At 66.9% G+C, this 25,089-nt stretch carries 27 protein-coding genes; 12 read left to right on the forward strand and 15 right to left on the reverse strand.

Annotated elements, in window-relative coordinates; genetic code table 11:
- Positions 1-102 precede the first annotated feature (102 nt).
- The 6 genes from Q7V45_RS01265 to Q7V45_RS01290 form a co-directional block, all read right to left on the reverse strand.
- Positions 103-897, reverse strand: a complete 795-nt coding sequence (locus tag Q7V45_RS01265) for a phosphodiesterase (protein WP_304846113.1) — start codon at positions 895-897, stop codon at positions 103-105.
- Complete coding sequence (locus Q7V45_RS01270; RefSeq protein ID WP_304845660.1) at positions 897-1,268, reverse strand: hypothetical protein; 372 nt, start codon at positions 1,266-1,268, stop codon at positions 897-899. The genes Q7V45_RS01265 and Q7V45_RS01270 overlap by 1 nt, the downstream gene beginning before the upstream one ends.
- Positions 1,265-2,941 (reverse strand): NAD+ synthase, encoded by a 1,677-nt coding sequence (locus Q7V45_RS01275; protein WP_304845663.1) that lies wholly within the window; start codon positions 2,939-2,941, stop codon positions 1,265-1,267. Before Q7V45_RS01275 ends, Q7V45_RS01270 begins: the two co-directional genes overlap by 4 nt.
- 9 nt (positions 2,942-2,950) lie before the next feature.
- Positions 2,951-3,721: a gamma-glutamyl-gamma-aminobutyrate hydrolase family protein gene (locus tag Q7V45_RS01280; protein WP_304846116.1), complete on the reverse strand. Its 771-nt coding sequence runs from the start codon at positions 3,719-3,721 to the stop codon at positions 2,951-2,953.
- Positions 3,722-4,063: 342 nt separating this feature from the next.
- Positions 4,064-4,372 carry a hypothetical protein gene (locus Q7V45_RS01285; protein WP_304845666.1) on the reverse strand — a complete coding sequence of 103 codons (309 nt, stop codon included), beginning with the start codon at positions 4,370-4,372 and terminating at the stop codon, positions 4,064-4,066.
- Positions 4,373-4,389: 17 nt separating this feature from the next.
- Positions 4,390-4,779 carry a RidA family protein gene (locus tag Q7V45_RS01290; protein WP_304845669.1) on the reverse strand — a complete coding sequence of 130 codons (390 nt, stop codon included), beginning with the start codon at positions 4,777-4,779 and terminating at the stop codon, positions 4,390-4,392.
- Positions 4,780-4,825: 46 nt separating this feature from the next.
- Here Q7V45_RS01290 and trmFO point away from each other — a divergent pair, with 46 nt between their 5' ends.
- The 7 genes from trmFO to Q7V45_RS01325 all read left to right on the forward strand — a co-directional run bounded on the left by trmFO (position 4,826) and on the right by Q7V45_RS01325 (position 12,461).
- Positions 4,826-6,196 (forward strand): methylenetetrahydrofolate--tRNA-(uracil(54)-C(5))-methyltransferase (FADH(2)-oxidizing) TrmFO, encoded by a 1,371-nt coding sequence (gene trmFO, locus Q7V45_RS01295; RefSeq protein WP_304845672.1) that lies wholly within the window; start codon positions 4,826-4,828, stop codon positions 6,194-6,196.
- A 13-nt stretch (positions 6,197-6,209) separates the two neighbouring features.
- The gene (locus tag Q7V45_RS01300) at positions 6,210-7,175 is read left to right on the forward strand and encodes a hypothetical protein (RefSeq protein WP_304845675.1); all 966 of its coding nucleotides are present in this window, start codon (positions 6,210-6,212) and stop codon (positions 7,173-7,175) included.
- Between the two features lie 108 nt (positions 7,176-7,283).
- Positions 7,284-7,583 (forward strand): acyl carrier protein, encoded by a 300-nt coding sequence (locus Q7V45_RS01305; RefSeq protein WP_304845678.1) that lies wholly within the window; start codon positions 7,284-7,286, stop codon positions 7,581-7,583.
- Between the two features lie 66 nt (positions 7,584-7,649).
- The gene (locus Q7V45_RS01310) at positions 7,650-9,005 is read left to right on the forward strand and encodes an MATE family efflux transporter (RefSeq protein WP_304845681.1); all 1,356 of its coding nucleotides are present in this window, start codon (positions 7,650-7,652) and stop codon (positions 9,003-9,005) included.
- A gap of 150 nt (positions 9,006-9,155) precedes the next feature.
- Entirely contained in the window at positions 9,156-10,280 is a 1,125-nt protein-coding gene (gene ppk2 / locus Q7V45_RS01315; protein ID WP_304845684.1) for a polyphosphate kinase 2, read from the forward strand.
- A gap of 133 nt (positions 10,281-10,413) precedes the next feature.
- A complete protein-coding gene (locus tag Q7V45_RS01320) occupies positions 10,414-11,556 on the forward strand; it encodes a zinc-binding dehydrogenase (protein WP_304845687.1) in 1,143 nt (380 codons plus the stop codon).
- A gap of 8 nt (positions 11,557-11,564) precedes the next feature.
- Complete coding sequence (locus Q7V45_RS01325; RefSeq protein WP_304845690.1) at positions 11,565-12,461, forward strand: polysaccharide deacetylase family protein; 897 nt, start codon at positions 11,565-11,567, stop codon at positions 12,459-12,461.
- A 261-nt stretch (positions 12,462-12,722) separates the two neighbouring features.
- Here Q7V45_RS01325 and Q7V45_RS01330 read toward each other — a convergent pair whose 3' ends face one another.
- Genes Q7V45_RS01330 through Q7V45_RS01345 form a run of 4 tightly spaced genes read right to left on the reverse strand, consistent with a single transcriptional unit; the run spans position 12,723 to position 16,717 of the window.
- Positions 12,723-13,913: an FAD-dependent monooxygenase gene (locus tag Q7V45_RS01330; protein ID WP_304845693.1), complete on the reverse strand. Its 1,191-nt coding sequence runs from the start codon at positions 13,911-13,913 to the stop codon at positions 12,723-12,725.
- Positions 13,910-15,142, reverse strand: coding sequence for an LLM class flavin-dependent oxidoreductase (locus tag Q7V45_RS01335; RefSeq protein ID WP_304845696.1), 1,233 nt, complete (start codon positions 15,140-15,142; stop codon positions 13,910-13,912). Before Q7V45_RS01335 ends, Q7V45_RS01330 begins: the two co-directional genes overlap by 4 nt.
- Positions 15,143-15,152: 10 nt before the next feature.
- Positions 15,153-16,037 (reverse strand): alpha/beta hydrolase, encoded by an 885-nt coding sequence (locus Q7V45_RS01340; RefSeq protein ID WP_304845699.1) that lies wholly within the window; start codon positions 16,035-16,037, stop codon positions 15,153-15,155.
- 20 nt (positions 16,038-16,057) lie between these two features.
- Positions 16,058-16,717, reverse strand: coding sequence for a squalene/phytoene synthase family protein (locus tag Q7V45_RS01345; RefSeq protein WP_304845702.1), 660 nt, complete (start codon positions 16,715-16,717; stop codon positions 16,058-16,060).
- Positions 16,718-16,826: 109 nt separating this feature from the next.
- On the opposite strand from Q7V45_RS01345, the gene Q7V45_RS01350 reads away from it, so the two are divergent.
- Complete coding sequence (locus tag Q7V45_RS01350) at positions 16,827-17,423, forward strand: urate hydroxylase PuuD (protein WP_304845705.1); 597 nt, start codon at positions 16,827-16,829, stop codon at positions 17,421-17,423.
- 74 nt (positions 17,424-17,497) lie between these two features.
- Here Q7V45_RS01350 and Q7V45_RS01355 read toward each other — a convergent pair whose 3' ends face one another.
- From Q7V45_RS01355 to yajC, 4 genes are read right to left on the reverse strand one after another with little or no spacing between them, the layout of a single operon-like run.
- Positions 17,498-17,902, reverse strand: coding sequence for an Mth938-like domain-containing protein (locus tag Q7V45_RS01355; protein WP_304845708.1), 405 nt, complete (start codon positions 17,900-17,902; stop codon positions 17,498-17,500).
- Positions 17,899-19,092: a protein translocase subunit SecF gene (secF, locus tag Q7V45_RS01360; protein WP_304845711.1), complete on the reverse strand. Its 1,194-nt coding sequence runs from the start codon at positions 19,090-19,092 to the stop codon at positions 17,899-17,901. The genes Q7V45_RS01355 and secF overlap by 4 nt, the downstream gene beginning before the upstream one ends.
- 9 nt (positions 19,093-19,101) lie before the next feature.
- Positions 19,102-20,772 (reverse strand): protein translocase subunit SecD, encoded by a 1,671-nt coding sequence (gene secD, locus Q7V45_RS01365; RefSeq protein WP_304845714.1) that lies wholly within the window; start codon positions 20,770-20,772, stop codon positions 19,102-19,104.
- Positions 20,773-20,797: 25 nt separating this feature from the next.
- On the reverse strand, positions 20,798-21,229 hold the full coding sequence (yajC, locus tag Q7V45_RS01370) for a preprotein translocase subunit YajC (RefSeq protein WP_370692536.1): 432 nt from the start codon (positions 21,227-21,229) through the stop codon (positions 20,798-20,800).
- A 118-nt stretch (positions 21,230-21,347) separates the two neighbouring features.
- On the opposite strand from yajC, the gene Q7V45_RS01375 reads away from it, so the two are divergent.
- The 4 genes from Q7V45_RS01375 (at position 21,348) to Q7V45_RS01390 (ending at position 24,585) form a co-directional block, all read left to right on the forward strand.
- Positions 21,348-22,211 (forward strand): ATP-binding protein, encoded by an 864-nt coding sequence (locus tag Q7V45_RS01375; protein WP_304845717.1) that lies wholly within the window; start codon positions 21,348-21,350, stop codon positions 22,209-22,211.
- 16 nt (positions 22,212-22,227) lie between these two features.
- Positions 22,228-22,821, forward strand: coding sequence for a pyridoxamine 5'-phosphate oxidase family protein (locus Q7V45_RS01380; RefSeq protein ID WP_304845720.1), 594 nt, complete (start codon positions 22,228-22,230; stop codon positions 22,819-22,821).
- Positions 22,822-22,942: 121 nt separating this feature from the next.
- A complete protein-coding gene (locus tag Q7V45_RS01385; RefSeq protein ID WP_304845723.1) occupies positions 22,943-23,692 on the forward strand; it encodes an aspartate/glutamate racemase family protein in 750 nt (249 codons plus the stop codon).
- Between the two features lie 5 nt (positions 23,693-23,697).
- Positions 23,698-24,585, forward strand: a complete 888-nt coding sequence (locus Q7V45_RS01390) for a polysaccharide deacetylase family protein (RefSeq protein ID WP_304845726.1) — start codon at positions 23,698-23,700, stop codon at positions 24,583-24,585.
- Between the two features lie 23 nt (positions 24,586-24,608).
- Here the strand turns inward: Q7V45_RS01390 and Q7V45_RS01395 are convergent, their stop codons facing one another.
- Positions 24,609-25,082: a PaaI family thioesterase gene (locus tag Q7V45_RS01395; RefSeq protein WP_304845729.1), complete on the reverse strand. Its 474-nt coding sequence runs from the start codon at positions 25,080-25,082 to the stop codon at positions 24,609-24,611.
- Positions 25,083-25,089: the final 7 nt, after the last annotated feature.

Here is a 25,089-nt window from a genome sequence, read left to right on the forward strand (position 1 = left end):
GGATGGGTAGCAGCGTGCGAGGGGCGATAACGTCCGACAGCGATGGGCTGACCTGACGTGAGAGTCCACCTGCATCCCCGTCCGACCTACTGGAACAGAGCGTCAGCTGAACGGGCGCGGCCCCTCATAGGCGCCGACGTAGCTCACATGGGTGATCAGACCCGTGCCGGGCCGCCACAGGTGCAGCGCCACGCCCGGCGGATCCATGGTCATCGAGAGCTTGGCGCCCTCGCGCAGGTCCAGCGAGGCCTGATGGGCCGTGCTGGGGGCGATCGACGCCATCGTGCCGGCCCAGCGGACCTGGATCGGCCGGTGCACGTGACCGCACAATACGCGTTCGACGTTGCCGTGTGCACGGACGAGCGCCTCCAGCCGGTCCCCGCCTTCGAGCAGCCGCGCCGCATCGAAGGGTGCGATGCCGACATCGAACGGCGGGTGATGCATGAACAGCAGCGTGCCGCGGTCGCTCTCTTGCAGCCGCGTCTCCAGCCAGTCCAGCCGCTCGCGGCACAGTGCACCATGGCCCTTGCCTTCGACGAGCGTATCGAGGGCGATGAGGCGCAGCGGCCGGTATTCCACGACATACTGAAGGAAGCCGGTCTTCGGCAGATAGGCGTGATCGGGAAACGCTTCACGCAGTGCGTCCCGCGCATCGTGATTGCCCGGGATCAGGTAGAACGGAATCTCCAGCTTCGACAGCAGGCGCTTCAGGTTCGCGTATTCCGCCGGCGCGCCCTTGTCGACCAGATCGCCCGTCACCAGGGCGATGTCGGGCCGCGGATCGAGCCCGTTCACATGCGCCACCGCGCGTTCGAGAAAGCCCTGCGTGTCGATGCGTCCGTAGAGCAGTTCGCCCTCGCGCTTCACGTGCGGGTCCGAGATCTGGACGATCAGCATCACGAAGCATCCTTGAGATGGAAGGGCAACGTCGCCAGCTCGGGCGCCAGGTCCTTGACCTCGTCGAAGAACACGATGAAATACCGCGCCACGAGGCGTTGCAGGTCGCCGCCCGGCTGGTCGTCGCCGTCCGCCGTCGTCATCTCCAAGCCGTCCTTCGTCCGCACCCACAGCAGAGCATTGCGCGGCGCGTCGGGCAGCTCCGCGAAACTCAGCAGGCCGAAGGCGACGGCCTGCCGCCGACGGGCGTGCTGGGCCAGCGCATTGTCCTTGGCCAGGTCGCACAGGGCGAAGGCCAGCCTTCCCTGCGTGCCGTCCGGCAGCGTGACGTCGTATTCGCGGGTGGTCAGGCGCCCCAGTGCGTCGCTCATGAGGAAACTCCTGCGCCCTGTCCCCGGAACCCGTTCACGATCGGATAGCGGCGCTCGCGGCTGATGCTGCGGGAAGTGATCTTCACGCCGGGCGGCGCCTGGCGGCGCTTGTACTCGGCGCCTTCGAGCAGGCGCCACACGCGGTCCACGGTCGCAGGGTCGTGACCCTCCTTCGTTAGCGCCACGGTATCGAGGTCGCGCTCGATCAGGCCCTTCAGGATGGAGTCGAGCGTCGCATAGGGCGGCAGCGAGTCGGAGTCCTTCTGGTCGGGCCGCAGTTCGGCCGAGGGCGGCTTGTCGATGATGCGCGGCGGGATCACCACGCCCGCACGTCCCAGCGCGCCCAGCGGCAGGTGCGCATTTCGCCAGCGGCAGAGTTCAAAGACGGTTGTCTTGTAGACGTCCTTCAGCACATTGAACCCGCCGCACATGTCGCCGTAGAGCGTGGCGTAACCCACCGCCATCTCCGACTTGTTGCCGGTCGTCACCACCATGCCGCCCAGCTTGTTCGACACCGCCATCAGGGTGACGCCGCGGGCACGGCTCTGGATGTTCTCCTCGGTGACGTCCTCGGCCCGGTTGCCGAACAGCGGCGCCAGCATGCCGCGGAACGCCTCCATCGCCGGCCCGATGTCGACGATGTCGTAGCGCACCCCGATCGCCCGGGCGCAGGCCTCGGCATCCTCCAGCGAGTCGCGGCTAGTAAAGGGCGACGGCATCATGATCGCGTGCACGCGATCGGGGCCCAGAGCGTCGGCCGCCACCGCCGCCGTGATCGCCGAATCGACGCCGCCCGAGAGGCCGATCACCACCGAGGGGAAGCCCGTCTTGTTCACATAGTCGCGCAGGCCGAGCACCATCGCCTGATAGATCGAGTCGAGGCGGTCCAGCTCGGGCGCGATCGGCCCGGGCTGGCATTCCCAACCGCCGGCGCCGCGCCGGAACTCGATCGTGGCGACCTGCTCGGCGAAGGAGGCGAGCTTGGCCTTGAGCGAGCGGTCGGCGCCCAGCGCGAAGGAGGCGCCGTCATAGACGACCTCGTCCTGGCCGCCGACCTGGTTGAGATAGACGAAGGGCAGGCCGCTCTCGACCACGCGCCTGACGCCCAGTTGCACGCGCAGGTCGGTCTTGCCGGCCTCGTAGGGCGACCCGTTGGGCACCAGTAGGATCTCGCCGCCGGTCTCGGCGATGCATTCGACGACATCGGGCGTCCAGACATCCTCGCAGATCGGCACGCCGATCCGCACACCCCTGAAGACGATCGGTCCGGGCATCGGCCCCGGCGAGAACACGCGCTTGTCGTCGAAGACTCCGTAGTTCGGCAGATCGACCTTGTAGCGCTTGCCGACGATCTCGCCTTTGTCGAGGGCGACGATAGCATTGTAGAGCTTACCGTCCTCGCGCCACGGCGTGGTGACGAACAGCGCCGGGCCGCCATCGCGGGTGTCTTCCCGAAGCGCCTCGACCGCATCGTGGCAGGCGTCCTGAAAGGCCGGCTTGAGGACGAGGTCTTCCGGGAAGTATCCCGCCACCACCATTTCGGAGAAAAGCACCAGATCGGCGCCTTGCCGGGCCGCCTGCGCGCGGGCGGCCCGCACCTTGGCGAGATTGCCCGCCACGTCGCCGACCTTGGGATTGAGCTGCGCCAGCCCGACCTTGAGCGTGTCCGTCATCGCAAAGCCTCAGGAGGAGCGCATGTTCTCGCGGAGAGCCTCGCCGAATGCCTGGAACAGGGCGCGGTTGATCGGGTTGGATTGCGGGTCGTATTCGGCGTGCCACTGAACGCCCACGGCGAAGGCCGGCGCGTCGGTGATGCAGATCGCCTCGATCGTGCCGTCCTCCGCCACGCCTTCGATGGCGACCCGCTTGCCGGGATCGAGGATCCCCTGCCCATGGAGCGAGTTCACGCGAATGCACTCGCAGCCGAGCAGCCGGGCGAAGTAGCCGTCCTTCACGAGCTGCACCTCGTGGCGGTCAGCAAACACCACGGTGGGATCGGGATGGATCTCGCCGTTCTCCAGCCGCGGCATGCGGTGGTTGAGGCGGCCCGGAATCTCCCGGATCTCGGGATGCAGGGAGCCGCCGAAGGCCACGTTCATTTCCTGGAAGCCGCGGCAGATGCCGAAGATCGGCACGCCACGCTCGACACAGGCATCGATCAGCGACAGGGCCATCGCGTCGCGCTCCTGGTCGTAGGGTTCGTGGGCCGGATGCGGCTCGGCCCCGAAGCGCGTCGGATGGACGTTGGCCCGGGCGCCGGTGAGCAGGATGCCGTCGACCGCGCCCAGCAGGGCCTCGATGTCGGTGATGTCGGGGGTGCCGGCAAACATCAGCGGCAGCGCCCCCGCGACGTCCGCGACCGCCCGCATGTTGCGCTGTCCCACGAGTTGGACGTTGTGACGGTCGTTGATCACGCCGGAGTTGCCGATCACCCCGACCACGGGCTTCTTGATGCTGGGAACCAACCTACGCCTGCCTGGACTTCGAAGGCGCGATAATGGCACCGCATCCACCGCCGGGCGAGTCCGCCGTCGCGAATCGCCGTTGACAGCCGCTCCCGCCGGTGCGTGAATTCGCCCATCACGTTCGGCAGGGAGGTTTTGATGAATCCACCCAAGCAACGTGCCGCAGTGATTGTCGAGGCAATCGTTCGGGCATCGGCATAGCGGCAGACGCGAACGGCACGGCGGGAGCGGCCCCTGCGGGTCGCATCAGTTGGGCATGACCCCAAATCGGCCGCTCCCGACGTTCCTTTCCAAGTTTTCAGAGATGTCGGAAATCCGCGAGCGCCGAATTCATTGAAACGGCGGCACGTCGCGTCGCAGGTCGCCGCTCCCCTGGCTGAAGTAAAGCGTCAGGCGCCCGGCGATATCCTTCCCGCCGTGCGTCGTTCCGGCAGGAAGCTCGGTTTTCAGCCCGCGCGCGCCCAGTTCCTCCACCAGCTCGTGCAGGCGGTCGCCGGGAATCTCGAACTGGAGGACCGCCATCGCATCGGAGAGCAGGGAATGGCCGGAAACCCAGCCACCCGCCCGCGTGATCGCCTCCGACGCCGCGTTCACGCTCGCATGAAAGGCGTCCCGTGCGACGGCTTCGAGGCGAAGCAACCTCGCCTCCGCTCGACCTAGGACTTCGCTGCGACCACTTCGACTTCGACCAGCATGGCGGGATCGGCGAGACCGGCCACGACCAGCAGGGTCGATGCGGGATAGGGTTCCTGCCCGACATACTTGCCGCGCCCCTCGCGGAAGGCCGGGATGAAGCGGCTGTCGGTCAGGAACACAGTGAGCTTGACGATGTCGCGGAAGTCCATGCCGCCGGCCTTCAGCACCTCGCCGATGTTCTTCCAGACCTGATCGCACTGCGCCTCGATGCCGTCCTGCAGCTTGCCCGCAGAATCGACGCCGACCTGGCCCGATACGTAGAGCACGCGCGCCTCCGGAGGCACCTCGACGCCGAGGGTGTATTTGCCGGCGACGGAGACGGACTTGGGATTATGGAACTTGATGGCCATGTCAGACCCTCCATTGTAAGGAGACGCAGGTTTCAGGTCGGAGAGCATGACGTCAAGCACCAAGCCCGTACACGTCGTCGGCGGCGGTCTCGCAGGCAGCGAGGCGGCCTGGCAGCTCGCGCAGGCGGGTGTGCCCGTGGTGGTGCACGAGATGCGGCCGGTGCGCGGGACCGAGGCGCATCTCACCGATAGCCTCGCCGAGCTGGTCTGCTCCAACTCCTTCCGCTCCGACGATGCCGCCAACAACGCGGTCGGCGTGATCCACGAGGAGATGCGGCGCGCCGGCTCGCTGATCATGCATTCGGCCGACGCGCACAAGCTGCCGGCGGGCGGCGCGCTTGCGGTCGACCGGCATGGCTTCTCGGCGGCGGTGCAGGAAACCCTGCTCGCCCATCCGCTGGTGACGCTCGAGCGCGAAGAGGTGGTGGGCCTGCCTCCGGAAGAGTGGGACAGCGTCATCGTGGCCACCGGGCCCCTCACAGCGCCGTCGCTCGCCGAGGCCATCGCGAAGCTCACCGGCGAGGATTCGCTCGCCTTCTTCGATGCCATCGCGCCGATCGTCCATTACGAGAGCATCGACCAGTCGATCGCCTGGAAGCAGTCGCGTTACGACAAGGTCGGCCCCGGCAATGTCGAGGGCAGCGATGGCGCGGACTACTTCAACTGCCCGATGGACAAGCCGCAGTACGAGGCGTTCGTCGCCGCACTGCTGGCCGGCGAGAAGACCGAGTTCAAGCAGTGGGAACACAACACGCCCTACTTCCAGGGCTGCCAGCCGATCGAGGTCATCGCCTCGACCGGGCCGCAGAGCCTGCGCTTCGGGCCGATGAAGCCGGTGGGCCTGCGCGATCCCCGCACCGGCCATCGCCCCTGGGCGGTGGTGCAGCTGCGCCAGGACAATGCGCTGGGCACGCTTTGGAACATCGTGGGCTTCCAGACCAAGCTGAAGCACGGCGAGCAGACGCGCATCTTCCGCACCATTCCAGGGCTCGAGAATGCGGAGTTCGCGCGGCTGGGCGGGCTCCACCGCAACACCTTCCTCAACAGCCCACGCCTGCTCGACGCCACCCTGCGCCTGAAGGCGATGCCGCGGCTGCGGTTCGCCGGCCAGATCACCGGCTGCGAAGGCTATGTCGAGAGCGCCGCCGTCGGCCTGATGACCGGGCGGTTTGCGGCGGCCGAGAGGCTGGGGCGCGCGCAGGCACCGCCGCCGCCCACCACGGCGATGGGCGCGCTGCTCGGCCACATCACCGGCGGCGCCGACGCCACGACCTTCCAGCCGATGAACATAAACTTCGGCCTGTTCCCGCCCATCGCCGGCAGCTTCAAGGGCAAGGAGCGCAAGCAGGCGATGGCGGTGCGGGCGCTGCGCGATTTCGACGACTGGCTGAAGCCCACGCCGCTCGCCGCGGAGTGACACGGAGATCCCCATGCGCCTGATGCAGCCGGAGCCCGCCGCCGCCCTCCTCGGCCTACGCGCCATGAAGACGGTTGCTTCGGTCGCCGGAGGTCCGGGCAAGTCGCAGCTGGCGCTGATGGAGGCGGCACAACGGGTCATCCTGCGCATCGACGCCGACATCGCGGCCTTGCCACCGGTAACGCCCGCCGAACTCGCCGCGGGATTTCCGTCGGGTGACCTCCGCCATCAGTTCGTCAACGGCCTGCTGGTCCTGGCGCTGGCCGACGGCGTGCCCTCGCGCGAGACCGTTGCCCGCGTCGAGGCCTTCGCCGAGGCGCTGGGCATCGCCACGCCGGAACTCGTCAACCTGCGCCGGCTGGCCGAGCAGCACATGACCTTGTTCAAGCTCGACCTGCTGCGCCGCAGCCAGGTCGGCGACATCATGAAGGACCAGTTCGAGCAGCACGGCGTCGTGGCGCTCGCGAAAAGCATCCTGGGCATGCGCGGATTGATCGAGGATCCGGAGCTGGCCGCCCGGTATCGCGCCTGGGAGAGGCTGCCGGACGGCACCTTGGGCCGGTCGATGTGGGAATACTTCCAGCGCAACAAGTTCGGCATGCCGGGCGAGCGGTTCGGGTTCCCGGAGGCCGGTCTCTATCACGATTTCTGTCATGTGCTGGGCGACTACGGCACCGATCCGCAGGGCGAGCTGCAGGTCGCCTCCTTCACCGCCGGCTTCAAGCAGACTCGACCCTTCTACCTGATCCTCTTCGCCGTGCTGATCTTCAGTGCCGGCGTGAACGCGCGACCGACCGCCGATGGCTACACGACCATCGGCGTGCTGGGCGAACCGGGCGCCGCCGAGCGGATGTTCGCGGCCATCGAACGCGGCGCCCTCGTGAACACCGATCTGTCCGACAAGTGGGACTACTGGCCCCATGTCGAGAGACCCATCGACGAGGTGCGGCGGCGGCTCAACATCCTTCAGTCGGCCTGACGGGCAGAAACATTCCGTAACGTCCCGCAACAGTGGGTAACCAAACGTTATTTCACATCCGGTCTTCATCGGGGTGAAATGCGCTCACCCCCTTCGACGGAGTGAGTCATGCAGGCCGTTCAGGAACTGGTCGCCCCCCCTACGTCCATCTCCGCCGCGTCTTCGCTGCAGTACGACGTGATGCGCGAGATTTTCAGCCTCCTGGCGCCGTACAATGCCGGCGGCAAAGCGATCACGCCGCAGACGGTCATCTCCAAGGGCCTCACCGTCGATTCGCTCACGATCATGGATGTCATCATGGAGCTCGAGGACCGGTTCGACGTCACCATCCCGATGAACGTCGCCGCCGACATCGTGACCATCGACCAGCTCGCCGAGGCCGTCGTTTCGCAGCGCGCGAGGCGCTGACAAAACTCCTCACCTCATGAGATAAGTTCGCGAGCCGGTGGCGCGGCGCGTGCTACGTAGCCGGCAATGACTCCTGCACAACGCCGGCAGATGATGCTGGCCGGGCCGATCGTGCCCACCATCCTCACCCTTGCCGCCCCCAACGTGCTGAACGTGGCCATGCAGAGCCTGGTCAGCGTCGCCGACGGCTATTTCATCGGCCAACTCGGCGTCGTCGACCTCGCGGCTCTGGCGCTGGTGTTCCCGACGCAGATGACGCTCGGCATGATGTCGGCCGGCGCCATGGGAGGTGGCATCTCCTCCTCGGTGGCCCGTGCCCTGGGATCGGGCAACAAGGCGGCCGCCGAGGCTGCGGCGGCGCATGCACTGGCGATTGCGATCGGCATGGCGGTGCTGTTCGGCGTCCTGTTCGTGGGCTTCGGCCGTCAGATCTACGGCGCCCTGGGCGGCAGCGGCGAGGCTCTCGACCGTGCCGAGGCCTTCGCCACCATCCTGTTCACGGGGTGCATTGCCCATTGGGTCGCCAATTCGATGGCCTCAGTCCTGCGCGGCACCGGCGACATGAAGACGCCGGGCCTGGCGCTGGTCGTGACGGCCGGTATCCAGATCCCCCTCACCGGCGCGCTGACCCTGGGGTGGTTCGGGCTGCCCGCCTTCGGCATTCGCGGTCCCGCCATCGCCGCGGTGATCGCCTTCGCCCTAGCCGCCCTCTGGATGCTCTCGAAGCTCACCGGCCCGAAGGCCCCGCTGCGCCTGCGCTGGCCGGTCGACGGGTTCCGCTGGCGCGCCTTCCGCGACATCCTGAAGGTCGGGCTGGTCGCCTGCCTCGTCGTCATCCTGACCAACGGCACGGTGCTGGTCGTCACCGGCCTGATCGGGCGCGAGGGCGACGCCGCGATCGCGGGCTACGGGATCGGTTCGCGGCTCGAGTACATGCTGATCCCGATCAGCTTCGGCATCGGTGGGGCGCTGACGGCGCTGGTCGGCACCAACATCGGCGCCAAACAGTATGCCCGCGCCCAGCGCCTGGCCTGGACCGGCGCCCTCATGGCGGGCGCGGTCGCCGCCGCCATCGGCCTCATCGTGGCGCTCTGGCCCGACCTGTGGCTCGGACTCTTCACCACCAATCCGGGCGCGCTGGCCTCGGGCCGCCACTATCTCAGCATCGTCGGGCCGGCCTACGGCTTCTTCGGCCTCGCCATGGCGCTCTATTTCGCCTCGCAGGGCACCGGCGAGATGGTCTGGCCGGTCGCCGCCAACCTCACGCGAATCACCATCGCGGGCGGCGGCAGCCTGCTGGCCCTCGACCATTTCGGCTGGGGTCTCTCGGGCCTCTATACCTGCGTGGCGCTGGGAATCGTGGCCTTCTCCGCCGTGCTCGCCTTCTCGACGACGCGGCGGGCCTGGACCGGCCGAGGCTGAGGAGCCGGTCGCAGCCCCAGGTTCGCGCGGTTGCTTGTCCACAAATTGGTGGCCTGGCTTGATCTGGATCATTCCGGGATCGGATTGGCAGCCTTCAACTTCCATGCTCACTTGGGCATCGGTTCGAAGTCCCCTTCCAGGATTGCAAACATGAAGAAGAAAAGTCGTGCCCGCGGGACTGCGAGGCGCCCCGTGAAGCTGGGAGACACCGCAGTGTTGGGGTCGTCCCGTTCCATCGAAGAGTCGGTCGAGAATGATGCGATTCAGGCAGCGGAGTACTCACGGGAAATCGCTGTTCGAGACATGCTTGGCATGATGGCTCCCGACCGGAATCACCAGTTGGCGGACGCACTGCAGGCGATCATGGCGGGGGCCTCGCCTGACGATGCCATAGCCTTGAAGCGCGCCCTGCAGACTTCCGAAGCAGAGCAGGCTCTCGCGGGCCCCAATCCCGATGAAGAACTCGTGGATGACTGGCGACAGGGCGGCTATCCCTATCGCAATCTCATGCTTCGCAAGAGCTACGAGAAAGCCAAGTACGGGCTGCAGGTTGAACTGCTGAAGCTGCAGAACTGGACAAAGGAGCGGAAGCAGAAGGTCGTCATTCTCTTCGAAGGCCGCGACGCTGCCGGCAAGGGCGGCGCGATCAAGCGGTTCATGGAGCATCTGAACCCTCGCGGCGCGCGCGTCGTTGCGCTCGAGAAACCATCGGAGGCGGAGCGCGGCCAATGGTATTTCCAGCGCTATGTGCAGAACCTCCCCACGGCGGGTGAGATCGCTCTCTTCGACCGCTCCTGGTACAATCGGGCCGGTGTCGAAAGGGTGATGGGCTTCTGCACCGACGAGGAATACAGGGAGTTCATGCGCCAGGCCCCGGAGTTCGAGCGCAACCTGACGCGCAGCGGGCTGCATCTGATCAAGTTCTGGTTCTCGGTCAGCCGCGAGGAGCAGAGAAGGCGCTTCAAGGAAAGACAGGTTCACCCCCTCAAGCACTGGAAGCTGTCGCCTATAGATCTGGCATCCCTGGACAAGTGGGAAGAATACACGAAGGCGAAGGAGTCGATGTTTCAGCACACCGACACCGCCGATGCGCCGTGGACGGTCATAAAATCCGACTGCAAGAAACGCGCGAGGCTCAACGCCATGCGCTACCTGCTGCATCGCCTTCCCTATGACGGCAAGGACCCTGAGAAGATCGGTCCGCTCGACCCCTTGCTGGTCGGGCGCGCCCACCTCGTCTATGAGCGCGGCGAAAACGCAGCCACGGTGCTCTGAAGGACCCATCGCCTCGCCGAAGCCGATCTGCCGGCTTGCGAAACGGAAGCCACCCATCCATGGAGCCGCGGCGAGAGACTTCACCTGCACGCCGTCGTGCTATGTTGCGGGTCAAACACCATGGAGATTGACGATGAGCGACACCAACAAGACATCGGGCCTGCAGCTTCGCTCCCTGATCTCCACCGAAGGTCAGCTCGAACTGTCGCTGGCACGGGTCGACGTGCCCGAGCCCGGCCCTGACCAGGTCGTGGTCAAGGTCGAGGCGACGCCGATCAACCCGTCCGACCTCGGTCTGCTCACCGGTCCCGCCGACCTCAGCAAGGCCACTTCGAGCGGCAGCGGCGAGGGCGTCAAGGTGACGGCGCCTGTGCCTGCAGCGGCCCTGCCGTTCCTGGCGACGCGCCTGGGCGAGTCGCTCCCGGTCGGCAATGAAGGCGCCGGTACCGTGATCAAGGCGGGCTCGTCCGACGCCGCGCAGGCGCTCAAGGGCAAGCTCGTGTCCATGGTCGGCGGCTCGATGTATGCGCAGTACCGGCTGCTCAACGCACGCGACTGCCAGCCCCTGCCCGCCGGTACGACGGCCGCCGAAGGCGCCTCGTGGTTCGTCAATCCGCTGACGGCACTCGGCATGACCGAGACCATGAAGCGCGAGGGCCACAAGGCGCTGGTCCACACCGCGGCGGCCTCCAACCTCGGCCAGATGCTGGTCAAGATCTGCAACGAGGACGGGATCGGCCTCGTGAACATCGTGCGCAGCGCCGAGCAGGCCAAGCTGCTGAAGGGCATCGGCGCCAAGCACGTCGTCGATTCGAGCGCCGCGGGTTTCCAGGACGATCTCGTGCAGGCGCTGGTCGAGACCGGCGCCACCATCGCCTTCGACGCGATCGGCGGCGGCAAGCTCGCGAGCCAGATCCTGACGGCCATGGAAATCGCCATCAACAAGACCGCCACGACCTACAACCGCTACGGTTCCTCCGTGCACAAGCAGGTCTATGTCTATGGCAGCCTCAACACCGGCCCGGTCGAGCTGACGCGCAACTACGGCATGGCCTGGGGCGTCGGCGGCTGGCTGCTGACGCCGTTCCTGCAGAAGATCGGCCGCCCCGACCAGCTGCGCCTGCGCGAGCGCGTCGTGAACTCGCTCAAGACGACCTTCGCCAGCCACTACACAAGGACCATCTCGCTGCCGGAAGCGCTCGACCTCCAGAACCTCACCGCCTACGCCAAGCGCGCGACCGGCGAGAAGTTCCTGATCAACCCGAACAAGGCCTAGCGCCGGCGATGAGCCGCGAAACCGGAGACAGCGTGCGCGGGCGCACGCCCTATCTGCCGATCCACAAGCGGCCGAAGCTCGTGCTGCCCGGCAATGCACGGGTTGCCGTCTGGACGATCGTGAACGTCGAGAACTGGAGTCCGGCCGGGGCGATGCCGCGCACCGTCCTGCCGCCACCGATGGGCGTGCCGCTGCTGCCCGACGTGCCCAACTGGGCGTGGCACGAATACGGCATGCGCGTCGGCTTCTGGCGTTTCCTCGAGACGCTGAACGCCCGCAAGCTCAAGGCGACCTTTGCGGTGAACGGCACGGCCTGCGAGCTCTATCGCGAGGCTTGCGAGGCCGCGCATGAGGCCGGCTGGGACTTCATGGGCCATGGCTGGGTGCAGAAGCCGATGCACAGGGTCGAGGACCAGAAGAGCGCGATCGCCGACACGATCCGCGCCATCAAGGACTTCACCGGCAAGCCGCCGCGCGGCTGGGAAAGCCCCGGCCTCACCGAGACCGACGAGACGCTCGACCTGCTGGCGGAGGCCGGCATCGAATACGTCGCCGACTGGGTGATGGACGAGCAGCCGCTGCCCTTGAAGACCGCACACGGCGAGATCGTGTCGGTCCCCTACACGGTCGAGATCAACGACGTCGTCATGAGCGCCGTGCAGCAGCAGCCGTCGGACGAGATCTTCCGGCGCGGCCGCGACCAGTTCGACCGCCTCTACCTCGACGGCAGGACCGCACCGCGCGTGATGGCAATCTCGATCCACCCGTATCTCACGGGCGTGCCGCACCGGATCAAGTATCTGGAGATGCTCTACGACTACATCCTCGGACACGAGGGCGTCGTCATGTGGACCGGCGCCGAGATCCTCGACTGGTACCGCACGCAGGTGCCGCCGGCGCGGTAGAGCCGTGAGGCTCCAGGTTCGGCCGTATCCCGCTTTTGCGAAGTCGTTCCGGCCTTCATCTGGTTTTGAAGGGTCGAAGCCGCCGCGCCCCATGCCAAATTTCCGGGGGAGGCCCCTTTCCCGTTCAATTGTTTCGTTTATTTCGTTTGTTTCGTTTATTCGGCCCGACGAGGTCGCCGGGGCGGGGCGCGGCCCCCGTGCAGTCCCGCTACGCAACGGAATCAGATCGCCCCCTCAAGGGGCATCCCTTTCGAGTCCTCTTCAACTCAAGACGCTCGAGGGTGCGCCGGCGTCGTGATCGTAGAGCCACGCGATATTGTCGAGCGAGCGGTCGCCCCCGTTCGTCATGGCGGCATCGCGGGCCTGCTGATCCGGCCCGTCAGGCAGGTGGAACCGCACGCGGTTGACCGCGCTCGCCTCCTGCAGGCGCGTCGCGCGCGGCTTGCGCAGCTCTTCGTAGCGGTGCAGCGCGGCGGGCACGTCGTCCTTCATGATCGCCAGGATCGCCGCCAGCGTGGCGCCGTCCTCGATCGCCTGGGCCGCGCCCTGGGCCATCATGGGCAGCATGGGGTGGCAGGCATCGCCCAGTAGCGCGACCCGGCCCTGCGTCCAGGCCGGCAGGGGCGCACGATCGTGCAGGGCCCAGATGAAGGTCTCGGGAAAGGCCTGGATCAGCCCACGCACCGTCGGATGCCAGTCGTCATAGCGCGCCATCACATCGGCCACGTTGCCCTTGTCGGTCCAGGACTCGCTCTGCCAGGTGCCCTGTTCGACGATGCAGACGACGTTCATCAGCCGCTTCGCCGACACCCAGTAGTGGACGCAATGCCCGCCCGGCCCCATCCAGTTGTGCGAGGCGACTTCGATTTCGAGATGGGCGATGCGATCGGCCGGCACGAGGCCGCGCCAGGCGACGCAGCCGGTAAAGCGCGGCTTCTCGGGCCCGAAGGTGAGATGGCGCACGCGGGAATGGATGCCGTCGGCGCCGATCAGCAGGTCGGCTTCGGCAGAAGCGCCGTTCTCGAAGCGGGCGACCACGCAATCGCCCTTCTCTTCGATGTCGACCAGACGATGGCCGGCATGCGCGCGATCTTGCGGCATCGCTTCGGCGAGCAGGAAGGCCAGGTCGCCGCGATGGAAGTGATAGTAGGGCGCACCGAAGCGCTGCTCGACTTCCGGCCCCAGCGGCGCACGCTGCAGGGTACGACCGTCATCCCAGCGCTTCTGGTGGACGGCGAGCGGTCGCACGCCCCAGCGCTCCATCGAGTCCCTGAGGCCCAGCCGATGCAGCAGGCGCGAGGCGTTGGGGCTGATCTGCAGGCCGGCACCGATCTCGCCGAAGCGCGGCGCCTGTTCGTAGACCTGGACATCGAACCCGGCTTTCAGCAGCGCCAGCGCCGCCGAAAGCCCGCCGATGCCACCGCCGACGACCGAGACGCGCAAGGCTCTCACGCGCGCTTCGCCGCGGCCTCTTTCTCGGCCATCTTCTGCTTCAACTGCTCGGGCGTGAGGCGGACGATGTGTTCGTTCTGGTGGCTGAAGATGTCGTACTTGGCCACGTCGAGGTCCTCGAGCACGATCTCGCGGTCGAGCACCTTCTGTTTCCACGCGGCATGCTCGGCCTCGGCGGCATGGAATTCCGGCATCACCTCGCGGGCGAAGAGGTCGAGCGAGGCGCAGATGTCCTCGTGGCTGGTCTTGCCGGCCTGGTTCAGCAGGATCACCTGGTCGACCCTGCTGGCCTGGAACTGGCGCAGCTTCCTGCGGATGGTTTCCGGCGAGCCGATGAGGCCCGATTCGAGCGCCTTCTTCTCCTCCGGTCCGCCGCGCCAGGCCTGGTACTCGTCCCACAGGTTCGAGGTACCCGGCGCATCGACGCCTTTGCGGCCATAGTAGGAGAGCGCGAAGATGAAGAAGGTCCAGCCGGCGGCCTTGGCCTCGGCCTCCTCGTCGGTGGGCGCGCACATGAAGCCCGACACCATCGCGACGTTGGGATTGCTGGGATAGTCGGCAAGCTTGTGCGAGTTGTTGAGCAGGTTGTTGTAGTACTTGTGCACCCAGGCTCGCGCCGCTTCCGGTGTGACGAAGGTGAAGCCCAGCGCCCCCATGCCCCATTCGCCGGCCTTGCCGATGGTCTGGATGTTCGAGCAGGCGACCCACAGCGGCGGATGCGGCTTCTGGAACGGCTTGGGGATCACGTTGCGTGCCGGGAAGTCGTAGTACTGGCCGTGGAACTCCCAGCTCTCCTTGGTGAACATGGGGACGATGGCCTTCACCGCCTCCTCCCAGCGCTCGCGCTTGTCGCGCACCCGGATGTTGAACGGATGCAGCTCGGCCGGTCCCGCCGCCTCGCCCATGCCCAGCTCGACACGGCCGCCCGACAGAAGATCGAGCGTCGAGACTTTCTCGGCGACGCGGTGCGGGTTGTTGGTCGTGAGCTGGATCACGCCATGGCCCAGCCGGATGCGCTTGGTGCGCTGGCTGGCGGCGCCGAGGAACACTTCCGGTGCCGAAGAGTGCGAATACTCCTCGAGGAAGTGATGCTCGACTTCCCACGCATAGTCGTAGCCCAGCCGGTCGGCGAGCTCGATCTGGGTGAGCGAATCCTGCAGGAGTTGATACTCGCTCTTCTCGCCCCACGGCCGGGGCAGCTGATGCTCGTAGAAGATACCGAACTTCATGGTGCGCTCCTCAGGCAGCCTTGCAGAACTTCGAAACGCTCTCGACGAGCCTCGGCACCATCTGCTCGGGCACGTCGTGTCCCCAGCCGGGAAAGGTCTCGATCTTCGCGCCCTGCACGAGAGCCGCGACGTCGCGACCGCACTCGACAGGCAGCAGCGGATCGTCCTCGCCGTGCAGCACCAGGGTGGGCACCTTGACCGTCTTCAGGAGATCGACGCGCGGGCCCGAGGCCATGATCGCCAGATACTGCCGCGCCGCGCCCGGCGGATAGTAGCGCCGGTCGATGTTGCGTTCGACCAGGGCGCGCATCGCGGCAGCGTCCGTCGGATAGCCCGGGCCACTGATGACGGTGCGCAACTTGATGCCGTGGGCCACGAGCTGCTCGCGCTCCGTCCCCTCGGGCTGCGCCGACAGCATCGCCACGGCTTCGGGCTTGCCCATCGGCAGGCCGAGGCGCCCGCTGGTCGACATGACGGAGACGAGCGAGCGCGTGTGCTGCGGATGGGAGGCCGCGATCACCTGGGCGATCATGCCGCCCATCGAGGCGCCGACCATGTGCGCGCGATCGATCTCCAGCGCGTCGAGCAGGCCGGTCGCATCGGCCGCCATGTCGGCCAGCAGGTACGGCGTCTCGACCTTCTCGCCCTTCATCAGTTTGGCGAAGGCCCCCATGAGATCGGGCACGCCCCACCGCTCGAAGTCCGTCGACAGGCCGACATCGCGATTGTCGTAGCGCACGACGAAGAAGCCCCGCCCGGCCAGCCCCTCGCACAGCGATTCCGGCCAGAGCGTGAGCTGGGCGCCCAGGCCCATGATGAGCAGCAGGGCCGGATCCTTCCGGCTGCCGAACGTCTCGTACTCGATCTCGATACCGTTTGCGTTCGCGCGTGCCACGCTTCCTCCCGGGTTGCCCTTCAGTATCGCCCGCGCCTCGCCGACCACCAATAGGCCAACGGTCGCCGCAGCGGCCCCAGCGGCCGACCGAGCGAGAGCGCCGGCAGCAGGATCGGCAGGGCGGCCGGATCGACCTTGCGGCGCAGCGCCCGCGCGTCGCCCACGAGCTGGTCGCGCTCGGGGCCTTCGCCCATCAGCCAGGCCGCGCCGACCGCGTGGGCCGCCTGCCGGGACGCTGCGTCCTCGACCCCCAGGACGCTGAGCTCCAGGTCGGCCAGCGCATGGCCGGCGCGCATGACGTCGAGCGGTCCCTCGATCTCTTCCTCGCGCGCGTCGATCAGATCGACCAGGCTTTCGAGCGCGAGTCCGTGCCGGCGGACCGTTTCCGCGAGCGCGTCGACGATGGGCTGGGCGCGGGGTTTGCCCGCCCCCGCGGCTTCCGCCATCGCCTCGCGCCACCATTCCAGCCGGATGCGCGCCAGCATTGGTTCCCGGGTCACGCTGCGGGTCCGCGCCAGCTCGTGATCGAAGGCGAGCAGCGCCAGCAGCCCGCGGCGCTGCGGCTCCGGCGCAAACAGGGCGCCGAGGAAGCGCTCGCGGTCGGCACCGTGCACGAGGTCGAGAACGTAGCGGTGCGATGCCTCGGCGGCGCTGTAGGGTTTGGGCGGGGAGTCGGACATAGGGATCAAAGGCGAAGGTGCGACAGTTGAACGCAGTGCGGCTTCAGACTAGGATACAGCGATCGGGGATTCATTAATCCCTTCAATGACATAAAAGGGGAAGTTCAACATGGGTGCCGTGTTTACCTCGCTTGGACGAACCGTTTCCGCAGGTATCGTGCTCCTGATCCTGATCATCGTGGGCGCCGGCGCGGTGACCGGACAGTCGATCAAGATCGACCATGCCTATGCGACGGTCATCATGCGGTGGCTGCACGTGATTTGCGGTGTCATGTGGATCGGCCTGCTCTGGTACCTGAACTTCGTGCAGGTGCCCACCATGCCGAAGATCCAGCCTGCCGAAAGCCGCACCGCCATCACCAAGTTCATCGCGCCGACCGTGTTGTGGTGGTTTCGCTACGCCGCCGTCGCAACCGTCGTCACCGGCCTGCTGCTGGCCGCGATGAACAAGTACATCATCGAGGCGCTGACCCTGCGTCCGGGCTTCATCATGATCGGCGTCGGCATGTGGATGGCGCTGGTGATGGCCTTCAACGTCTGGTTCATCATCTGGCCGAACCAGCAGAAGGTCCTGGGTCTCGTCGAAGCCACGGCCGAGGAGAAGGCTGCAGCGGCGACGAGGGCGCTCTATGCCAGCCGCTTCAACACCATGTTCTCGATCGGCATGCTCTATTGCATGGTGGCCCAGCAGAACGCGCCGATCTGACGGACCACTCCCACTGTACGAACAACGAAACGGGGCCCCGCGGGGCCCCGTTTTCATGGGACCACCATCGCCCGCTACAGCGGAATGAGGGCCGCCGCCACCCGCCGGCTCTCGGCCAGCAGCACGTTGTAGATGCGGCAGGCCGATCCCGTATCGACCACCTCGAGGCCCATGCCGGCCGCCTTCAGGGCCGCCCGCAGATCGGGCGGAACGAACACGGCGCGCGCGCCACAGCCCAGGACGAGGATCTCCGTCGGCACCGCCGCCCCGCGCAGTGGCGCCAGACTTTCGACAGTGAAATCCCCGGCTCGCGTGATCGCCCAGGGATGGGTAACGCTCGGCGTCACCAGCACCGGCGACCGCCATTCACGATCACTGATCATGAAGCGACCGGGACCGTAGCTGCGAATGTACTGGACCTGTGCCGGATCGGGTGTCGGCAGGGTCTTGTCGGCGGGTCCCGGGAGTGGCGGCTTCACGCCCCCGCCTTCTCCGCCTTGTCGCCCTGGTCAGCCTTGTCGTCGGCCGGGCGAAGCTGGTCGGGGCGCAGGCCGAGATAGACGAGGCCCGCACAGGCGACCCAGACCGAGGAATAGGCGCCGACGATGACGCCCCAGAGCATGGCCACCGAGAAGCTCTGCAGGACCGGCCCGCCGAACAGGACCAGCGCCGCCACGGCCACAAACACCGTCCCCGAGGTCATCAAGGTACGCGACAGGGTCTCGTTGACGCTGTGGTTCAGCAGATCGATCAGCGGCATCTTCTTGTACCGGCGCATGTTCTCGCGCACGCGGTCGAAGATCACGACGGTGTCGTTGATCGAGTAGCCGGCAATGGTCAGAACCGCAGCGAGGGCCGTCAGGCTGAAGTCGAGCTGGAACAGCACGAAGATGCCGATGGTCGAGATGACGTCGTGCAGCATGGCAATCAGCGCGCCGACCGCGAACTGCCATTCGAAGCGCACCCAGACGTAGATGGCGATCGCAAACATGGTGGCGATCACGGCCCAGATGCCGCTGCGCATCAGCTCGTCGCCAATCTTGGGGCCGACCGACTCGGTGCCGCGCAGTTCGTAGTTGCTGCCGATCGCATCCTCGACCAGCTTGATCGCGACCTGCTGGCACCATTCGGCGCGCTGCTCGACCGACATGTCGATCCTGGCCGTGTTGGTCGAACCGCGCGGAAGCTGACGCTCCTGCAGCGTCAGACCGGCGCGGCTTACCGCATCGCGCCAGCTGGCGGCATCGAGCGCGGCCGGAGACGTGAAATCGACGTCACCGGTTCCGGCGGCGCCCGGCTTCACCTGCCAGCCCTGACCGGCCGCCTTCTGCATCACGCGCTGGGCGCCGGCGACGCACTGATTGTCGCCCTCCTGGCGCTGGACGCGGATCAGGACGGTGCTGGGATCGCCGAATTCCTGCAGGGAAACCTCGCCGACGCCCAGGTTTCCCACGACGGTGCGCAGCTGGTCGAGTTCGGCCGTGCCATCCTTGGCCTTGGCCTGGATGGCGATGCCGCCCTTGAAATCGATGCCGAAGTTGAGGCCGATGGTGAAGACACCGACGATCGCCACGACGTTGATCAGGGTCGAGATGATCAGTGCGGCGCGGCGATGGACGAGGAAGTCGAACTTCCTCTTGAAGGTGAACAGGCGGACAGGCTTCCACATGGCTGCGCCTCAGATCACGAGTTCGGCGGGACGGCGCCAGCGCACCCAGACCGAAAGCAGCATGCGCGTGAAGATCGTCGAGCTGAACATCGAGGTGATGATGCCGAGCGTCAGGGTCGTCGCGAAGCCGCGGATCGGCCCGGAGCCGAAACCGAACAGCAGGACGCCGGCGATGAGGGTCGTGAGATTGGCGTCGATGATCGCCGACATCGCCTTCTCGTAACCCGTGGCGAGCGCGCTGAACGGAGACCGGCCCAGCGCCTTCTCCTCGCGCACGCGCTCGTAGATCAGCACGTTGGCATCGACAGCGAGGCCGGCCGTGAGGACGAGGCCTGCGATGCCCGGCAGGGTGAGCGAAGCGCCCAGGATCGACATGCCGGCGAACACCATCAGGAGGTTCACCAGCATGGCCAGGTTGGCGAAACCGCCGAACACCGGACCGTAGGCCACGAACATGAAGATCGCGACCAGCGCCGTGCCGACCAGCGCCGCCACGGTTCCCGCCTGGATGGCGTCCGCGCCCAGGTCGGCGCCGACGGTGCTTTCCTGGATGATGGTGAGCGTCGCCGGCAGCGCGCCGGAGCGCAGCAGCAGCGACTGTTCCTGAGTCTGCTGGGTCGTGAAGCTCCCGGTGATGATGCCGCTGCCGCCGCAGATCGCGCCCTGCACGACCGGGGCGCTGATGATCTCGCCGTCGAGCTGGATCGCCAGCCGCTTGCCGATGTTGGCGCGGGTGGCGGCGCAGAACGCGCGGCCGCCGGCCGAGTTGAAGGTGAAGCTGATGATCGGGCGGCCGCCCTGCTGCTGCTCGAAGGTGGCCTTGGAATCGTCGAGGTCCTCGCCGCCGACGACCACGCGCTTCAGCACGGGCAGGCACTGCGGCTGGTAACGCCGGCATATCTGCTCCGGCGACAGGCGCGGATTGGCGGCCTGGATATCCTCCCAGGCCTTCGGATTCGTGCGGCGCAGTTCCTGCATGCCTTCGCGCGTCGGCACCAGGAAGGTGGTGGGCGGCAGGGTCTGCGGGATGTTCTGGCCGGTCGCGGCCACGTCCTCGTTCACCAGATGAAAGGTGAGCTTGGCGGTCTGGTTGATCTTGCGCTTGAGGTCGCTCGTATCCTTGATGCCCGGGACCTGCAGCAGGATGCGTTCGTCGCCCTGGCGGGTGATGGTCGGCTCAAGCGTACCGGTCTCGTCGACGCGGCGGCGGAGAATCTCGATCGACTGGTCGATCACCTCCTTCTTTCGCGTCGCCAGCTCCTGCGCGGAATAGGCCACCCGGATCGTGTCGCCGCTGCCCGACAGCGCCAGCGCCGGATCGACCGCCCGGATCGCCTCGAGGGCCTTGGACCGGTTCGCCTCGTCGCGCAGGGTGACCACGAGATTCTTGCCGGCGTCGACCGTCACGTCCCGGAACGGCACCTGCTGCTTGCGCAATTCCGCACGCACCGCGTCCGACAGGTTGGTCAGGCGCTCGGTCAGCACCGATCGCAGGTCGGCTTCCAGCAGGAAATGGGCGCCGCCGCGCAGGTCGAGGCCGAGATTGATCCGGCTGGTCGCATACCATTGCGGCAGGTGCTGCAGCACGCTGGCCGGCAGCAGGTTCGGCAGGGCGAACAGCGCCGACAGAAGCGTGATGACGGCAATGGCGATGGTCTGCCAGCGCGGAAGGTTGAGCATGCCGATTTGAGCCCTTCTTCGGCCGTTACTTCTTGCCGCCGCCGAACAGGCCGCCCAGCAGGCTCTTGCGCTCCGGCGCCGGGGCCGGCGGCGGCAGCATGGGCTTGTCGTCCTCTTCGCTGCTCTCCTTCGGGCCGCGCACCGACTCGCCGCGCGTCAGGATGTCGGTGATCGTCTGCTTGATGATGCGAACCCGCACGCCCTCGGCAAGTTCCACCTGGACCTCGTTGTCCGAGATCACCTTGGTGACCAGGCCGATGATGCCGCCGCCGGTGACGACGCGATCGCCGCGCTTCACCCCGGCCAGCATCTCGCGCTGGGCACGCACCTTGGCCTGCTGCGGACGGATCAGCAGGAAGTAGAAAACGACGAAGATGAGGACCAACGGGAAGAGCTGAACGAGGAAATCCCCGCTGCCGCCACCCGTGCCCTGCGCCCACGCCTGCGAAATAAACATCTTCTGCTCCCGAGTCTTCCGGCCGTCGAAAAAGCGCGCGGACTATAGCGGTCTCCCCCCGCTTTGCAACGCAAGCCGGGGACGATATGGTCGCCCCCCTTTTCAGCGGCCGGCGACAATGGATCAAGACCTTAAAGCCACTATTTCACGCATTGCGGCAGCGCTCGACCGCCTGGCGCCTCCGACCCCTCCCGGCGCCGACATCAACGGGGCGGAAGCCTATGTCTGGCACGCGGCCGGGCACCGCCTCGAAGCGGTCCCCAAGGTCAACCGCGTCAACATCGACCTGCTGGTCGGCATCGACCGCCAGAAAGAGACGCTGGTCGAGAATACGCGGCGCTTCGCCAAGGGCCTGCCGGCCAACAATGCGCTGCTCTGGGGCTCGCGCGGTGCCGGCAAGAGCTCGATCGTGAAGGCCGTACACGCCCATGTGAACCGCGAGATGGGCGGACCTCCGGGCCCCCTGGCCCTGATCGAGATCCATCGCGAGGATATTCCCTCGCTGCCCGCGCTGCTCACCATGATCCGCGATTCGAGCCGCCGCTTCATCGTGTTTTGCGACGACCTCTCCTTCGACGGGCAGGACGCCGCCTACAAATCGCTGAAGGCCGTGCTCGACGGCGGCATCGAGGGCCGGCCGGAGAATGTCGTGTTCTACGCGACCTCGAACCGGCGCCACCTGATGCCGCGCGACATGATCGAGAACGAGCGCTCGACGGCCATCAACCCGTCCGAGGCCGTCGAGGAGAAGGTCTCGCTGTCGGATCGCTTCGGCCTGTGGCTCGGTTTCCACAATGCCGACCAGGACACGTTCTTCGCGATGATCGAAGGCTATTGCGAGTTCTTCAAGCTCGACATCCCCAGGGATGAGCTGCGCAAGCGGGCGGTCGAATGGTCGATCACGCGCGGGTCCCGCTCGGGCCGCGTCGCCTGGCAGTTCATCCAGGAAATCGCGGGCGAGCTCGGCAAGAAGCTGGGGTGACGATGGAGCGGCTGGGATGAGCGATCCCGAAGACGTGATGTTCTCAGCCGGAGTGAAGGCGGAGCAGACGCGTCTCGGATCGCGCGCCCAGTTCGAGGGCCGGACCTGGAACACCGAGATCACCGACGATCTCCGCCGCTTCCTCGGCGTCATCGACACGTTCTTCTTCGCCACGGCCAGCGCCGACGGGAGACCTTATATGCAGCACCGCGGCGGGCCGCCGGGGTTCCTGAAGCCCATCGGAACGCATACGCTGGCCTTCGCCGATTTCGCCGGCAACCAGCAGTACATCTCGCTCGGCCACCTGCGGGAAAACGACCGCGCCCACATCTTCGTCCTGCACTTCGCCACCCAGCAGCGCCTGAAGCTCTGGGGCCGGGCGCGAATCGTGGAGGGCGACCTCGAACTGATGGAGCGTCTGGTCGATCCGGCCTATCGCGCCCGCCCACAGCGGGCGATCGCCTTCACCATCGAGGCCTGGGACATCAACTGCCGCCAGCACATCGTGCCGCGCTACAGCGAGGCCGACATCGCCCCGGCCGTCGACAGTCTCGCCCAGCGGATCAAGGAACTGGAGGAGGAAGTGGCACGGCTCAGGGGACCGCAATAGGCACGGCCCTTGCTTCCAATCCTGTCGCCGACGGTCTCGCTCTGCTCGCTATCCTGGTGCGCGTGGATCGGCGACTGGCTCGTGGGCTTGCGCACGCTCGCCGACCTCTAAGAATGGTCTCATGAAAATCCTCGTCGCCAATCCCAATACCTCCACCGGCGTCACCGACCGTCTCGTGGCCTCGGGCCGGCTCGTCGCGAGCCCCGGCACCGAATTGCTGCCGATGACCGCGCCGCGCGGCGTGCCCTACATCGCCACGCGCGCCGAAGCCGCGATCGGCAGCGCCATGATGCTCGAGATGCTGGCCGAGCGGCGCGGCACCTTCGATGCGGCCATCGTCGCAGCCTTCGGCGACCCGGGCCTGGGCGGGGCGCGCGAGCTGTTCGACTTCCCCGTGGTGGGCATGGCGGAAGCCGCGATGCTGGTCGCCTGTACGCTCGGCCGCAGGTTCGCGATCGTGAGCTTTGCCAAGGCGCTCGAGCCCTGGTTTGCCGAGATCGTCGAGTGGCACGGCATGTCGAGTCGTTGCGCCGCCATCCGCACGCCCGACGAGGGCTTCCGCTCGATCGACGACGTGCAGCACGAGAAGGAACAGGTCCTGATCGACCTCGCCCTCGGCACGGTGAAGAACGACGGCGCCGACGTGGTCATCCTGGCCGGCGCACCTCTGGCCGGCATGGCCAACACGATCCGCGACAGGGTGCCGGTGCCGCTGGTCGACGGTATCCAGGCCGCGGTGACGATGGCCGAGGGGCTGGTGCGGCTCAATCCGCGCAAGGCCACCCAGGGCACCTATCGCCGGCCCGCGGCCAAGGACTCCAAGGGTCTCGCCGGCCCCCTGGCCGACATCATCGGCCATCGGGAGTCGTGACCGCGATGCGCGATCTCAAGGGCTACGGCCGCACGCCACCCGATCCGCAATGGCCTGGCGGCGCGCGGGTCGCCGTCTCCTTCGTGATCAACTTCGAGGAAGGCGCGGAGATGTCGTTGTCGGCGGGCGACGCCCACAACGAGAAGGTCTACGAGGTCACCGACGAGGTCGTGGGCGTTCCCGACCGGTGCATGGAGTCGCACTTCGAGTACGGCACCAAGGCCGCCTGGTGGCGCATCGCCGACTCGCTGGAGCGGCTGGGCGTTCCGGCCACGGTCAGCACCTGCGGCCTCGCGGCCGAACTCTCGCCCTGGCTGATCCACGACGCGGTCGCGCGCGGCCATGAAATCTCCTGCCACGGCTGGCGCTGGGAAAAGCATGCCCACATGGAGGAGGCGAAGGAGCGCGAGATCATCGCCCGCACCGTCAAGGCGCTGACCGAAATCGCCGGCACGCGGCCCGTCGGCTGGCACACCCGCTCGACGCCCTCGCCCAACACGCGACGTCTGCTCGTCGAGGAGGGCGGCTTCCTCTACGACAGCGACGACTATTCCGACGACCTGCCCTTTCATGTCGAGGTCGCGGGCAAGCGGCACCTGGTGCTGCCCTACAGCTTCGACACCAACGACATGCACTATCACCAGGGCTTCCACCGCTTCGTCTCGGCGCGCGACTTCGCGGACTACACCAGCGACGCCTTCGACACGCTGTGGGCCGAGGGCGAGAAGTCGCCGAAGATGATGTCGATCGGCCTGCACCTGCGCATGATCGGCCGCCCCGGCCGCATCGCCGCGCTGGACCGCATCGTGTCGCACATGAAGCAGAAGGGCGGCGCCTGGTTCGCGACGCGCCGCCAGATCGCCGAGCACTGGCAGGCGCGGTTCGGAAGTTAAGCTCGTCGTCTCGACGACGGAGCTTAAGCCTTCACCTTCGGCCGGACGATCTTGATCGTCGAGGTCGAGTGGACGATCAGGCGGCCCTTCTCGTCCTTGAGATCGCCGTCGAGGAAGCCGACCGAGCCGCCCCAGCGCATCACGCGGCCCTCGGCATAGACGAGGCCTGGCCCCATCGCTTCGAAGAAGCTGATCTTGAGTTCGAGCGTCGGCACGGCGACGCCGAGCTTGCCCTTGACGATGGCGGCATTGGCCATCGCCGTGTCGACCATGCCGGTCAGGAAGCCGCCCTGGCAGACGCGCCCCTGCGAATGGCAGAAGGCCGGCACGATCTCGAACCGGAACCGCGCATAGCCGCGCGTCGAGTCGATATCGAGCAGTTCGCCGTTCAGTGTCTTCAACACCTCGGGAGGATTTGCGCGCAGGATCTCGAGCATCTCCGAGTCGTGCACGAGATCCCTGGGAAAATTCTGGAAGTCTGGATGGGCTGAGCTCATGGCGCGC

Source organism: Reyranella sp. (assembly GCF_030651995.1).
GTDB lineage: Bacteria > Pseudomonadota > Alphaproteobacteria > Reyranellales > Reyranellaceae > Reyranella.

Bases quoted from the DNA above. Each gene is read 5' to 3' on its own strand.
- Q7V45_RS01265 (WP_304846113.1), bottom strand. From the start codon at position 897: ATGCTGATCGTCCAGATCTCGGACCCGCACGTGAAGCGCGAGGGCGAA.
- Q7V45_RS01270 (WP_304845660.1), bottom strand. From the start codon at position 1,268: ATGAGCGACGCACTGGGGCGCCTGACCACCCGCGAATACGACGTCACG.
- Q7V45_RS01275 (WP_304845663.1), bottom strand. From the start codon at position 2,941: ATGACGGACACGCTCAAGGTCGGGCTGGCGCAGCTCAATCCCAAGGTC.
- Q7V45_RS01290 (WP_304845669.1), bottom strand. From the start codon at position 4,779: ATGGCCATCAAGTTCCATAATCCCAAGTCCGTCTCCGTCGCCGGCAAA.
- trmFO (WP_304845672.1), top strand. From the start codon at position 4,826: ATGACGTCAAGCACCAAGCCCGTACACGTCGTCGGCGGCGGTCTCGCA.
- Q7V45_RS01300 (WP_304845675.1), top strand. From the start codon at position 6,210: ATGCGCCTGATGCAGCCGGAGCCCGCCGCCGCCCTCCTCGGCCTACGC.
- Q7V45_RS01305 (WP_304845678.1), top strand. From the start codon at position 7,284: ATGCAGGCCGTTCAGGAACTGGTCGCCCCCCCTACGTCCATCTCCGCC.
- Q7V45_RS01310 (WP_304845681.1), top strand. From the start codon at position 7,650: ATGACTCCTGCACAACGCCGGCAGATGATGCTGGCCGGGCCGATCGTG.
- ppk2 (WP_304845684.1), top strand. From the start codon at position 9,156: ATGAAGAAGAAAAGTCGTGCCCGCGGGACTGCGAGGCGCCCCGTGAAG.
- Q7V45_RS01320 (WP_304845687.1), top strand. From the start codon at position 10,414: ATGAGCGACACCAACAAGACATCGGGCCTGCAGCTTCGCTCCCTGATC.
- Q7V45_RS01325 (WP_304845690.1), top strand. From the start codon at position 11,565: ATGAGCCGCGAAACCGGAGACAGCGTGCGCGGGCGCACGCCCTATCTG.
- Q7V45_RS01335 (WP_304845696.1), bottom strand. From the start codon at position 15,142: ATGAAGTTCGGTATCTTCTACGAGCATCAGCTGCCCCGGCCGTGGGGC.
- Q7V45_RS01345 (WP_304845702.1), bottom strand. From the start codon at position 16,717: ATGTCCGACTCCCCGCCCAAACCCTACAGCGCCGCCGAGGCATCGCAC.
- Q7V45_RS01350 (WP_304845705.1), top strand. From the start codon at position 16,827: ATGGGTGCCGTGTTTACCTCGCTTGGACGAACCGTTTCCGCAGGTATC.
- secF (WP_304845711.1), bottom strand. From the start codon at position 19,092: ATGTGGAAGCCTGTCCGCCTGTTCACCTTCAAGAGGAAGTTCGACTTC.
- secD (WP_304845714.1), bottom strand. From the start codon at position 20,772: ATGCTCAACCTTCCGCGCTGGCAGACCATCGCCATTGCCGTCATCACG.
- yajC (WP_370692536.1), bottom strand. From the start codon at position 21,229: ATGTTTATTTCGCAGGCGTGGGCGCAGGGCACGGGTGGCGGCAGCGGG.
- Q7V45_RS01375 (WP_304845717.1), top strand. From the start codon at position 21,348: ATGGATCAAGACCTTAAAGCCACTATTTCACGCATTGCGGCAGCGCTC.
- Q7V45_RS01380 (WP_304845720.1), top strand. From the start codon at position 22,228: ATGAGCGATCCCGAAGACGTGATGTTCTCAGCCGGAGTGAAGGCGGAG.
- Q7V45_RS01385 (WP_304845723.1), top strand. From the start codon at position 22,943: ATGAAAATCCTCGTCGCCAATCCCAATACCTCCACCGGCGTCACCGAC.
- Q7V45_RS01390 (WP_304845726.1), top strand. From the start codon at position 23,698: ATGCGCGATCTCAAGGGCTACGGCCGCACGCCACCCGATCCGCAATGG.
- Q7V45_RS01395 (WP_304845729.1), bottom strand. From the start codon at position 25,082: ATGAGCTCAGCCCATCCAGACTTCCAGAATTTTCCCAGGGATCTCGTG.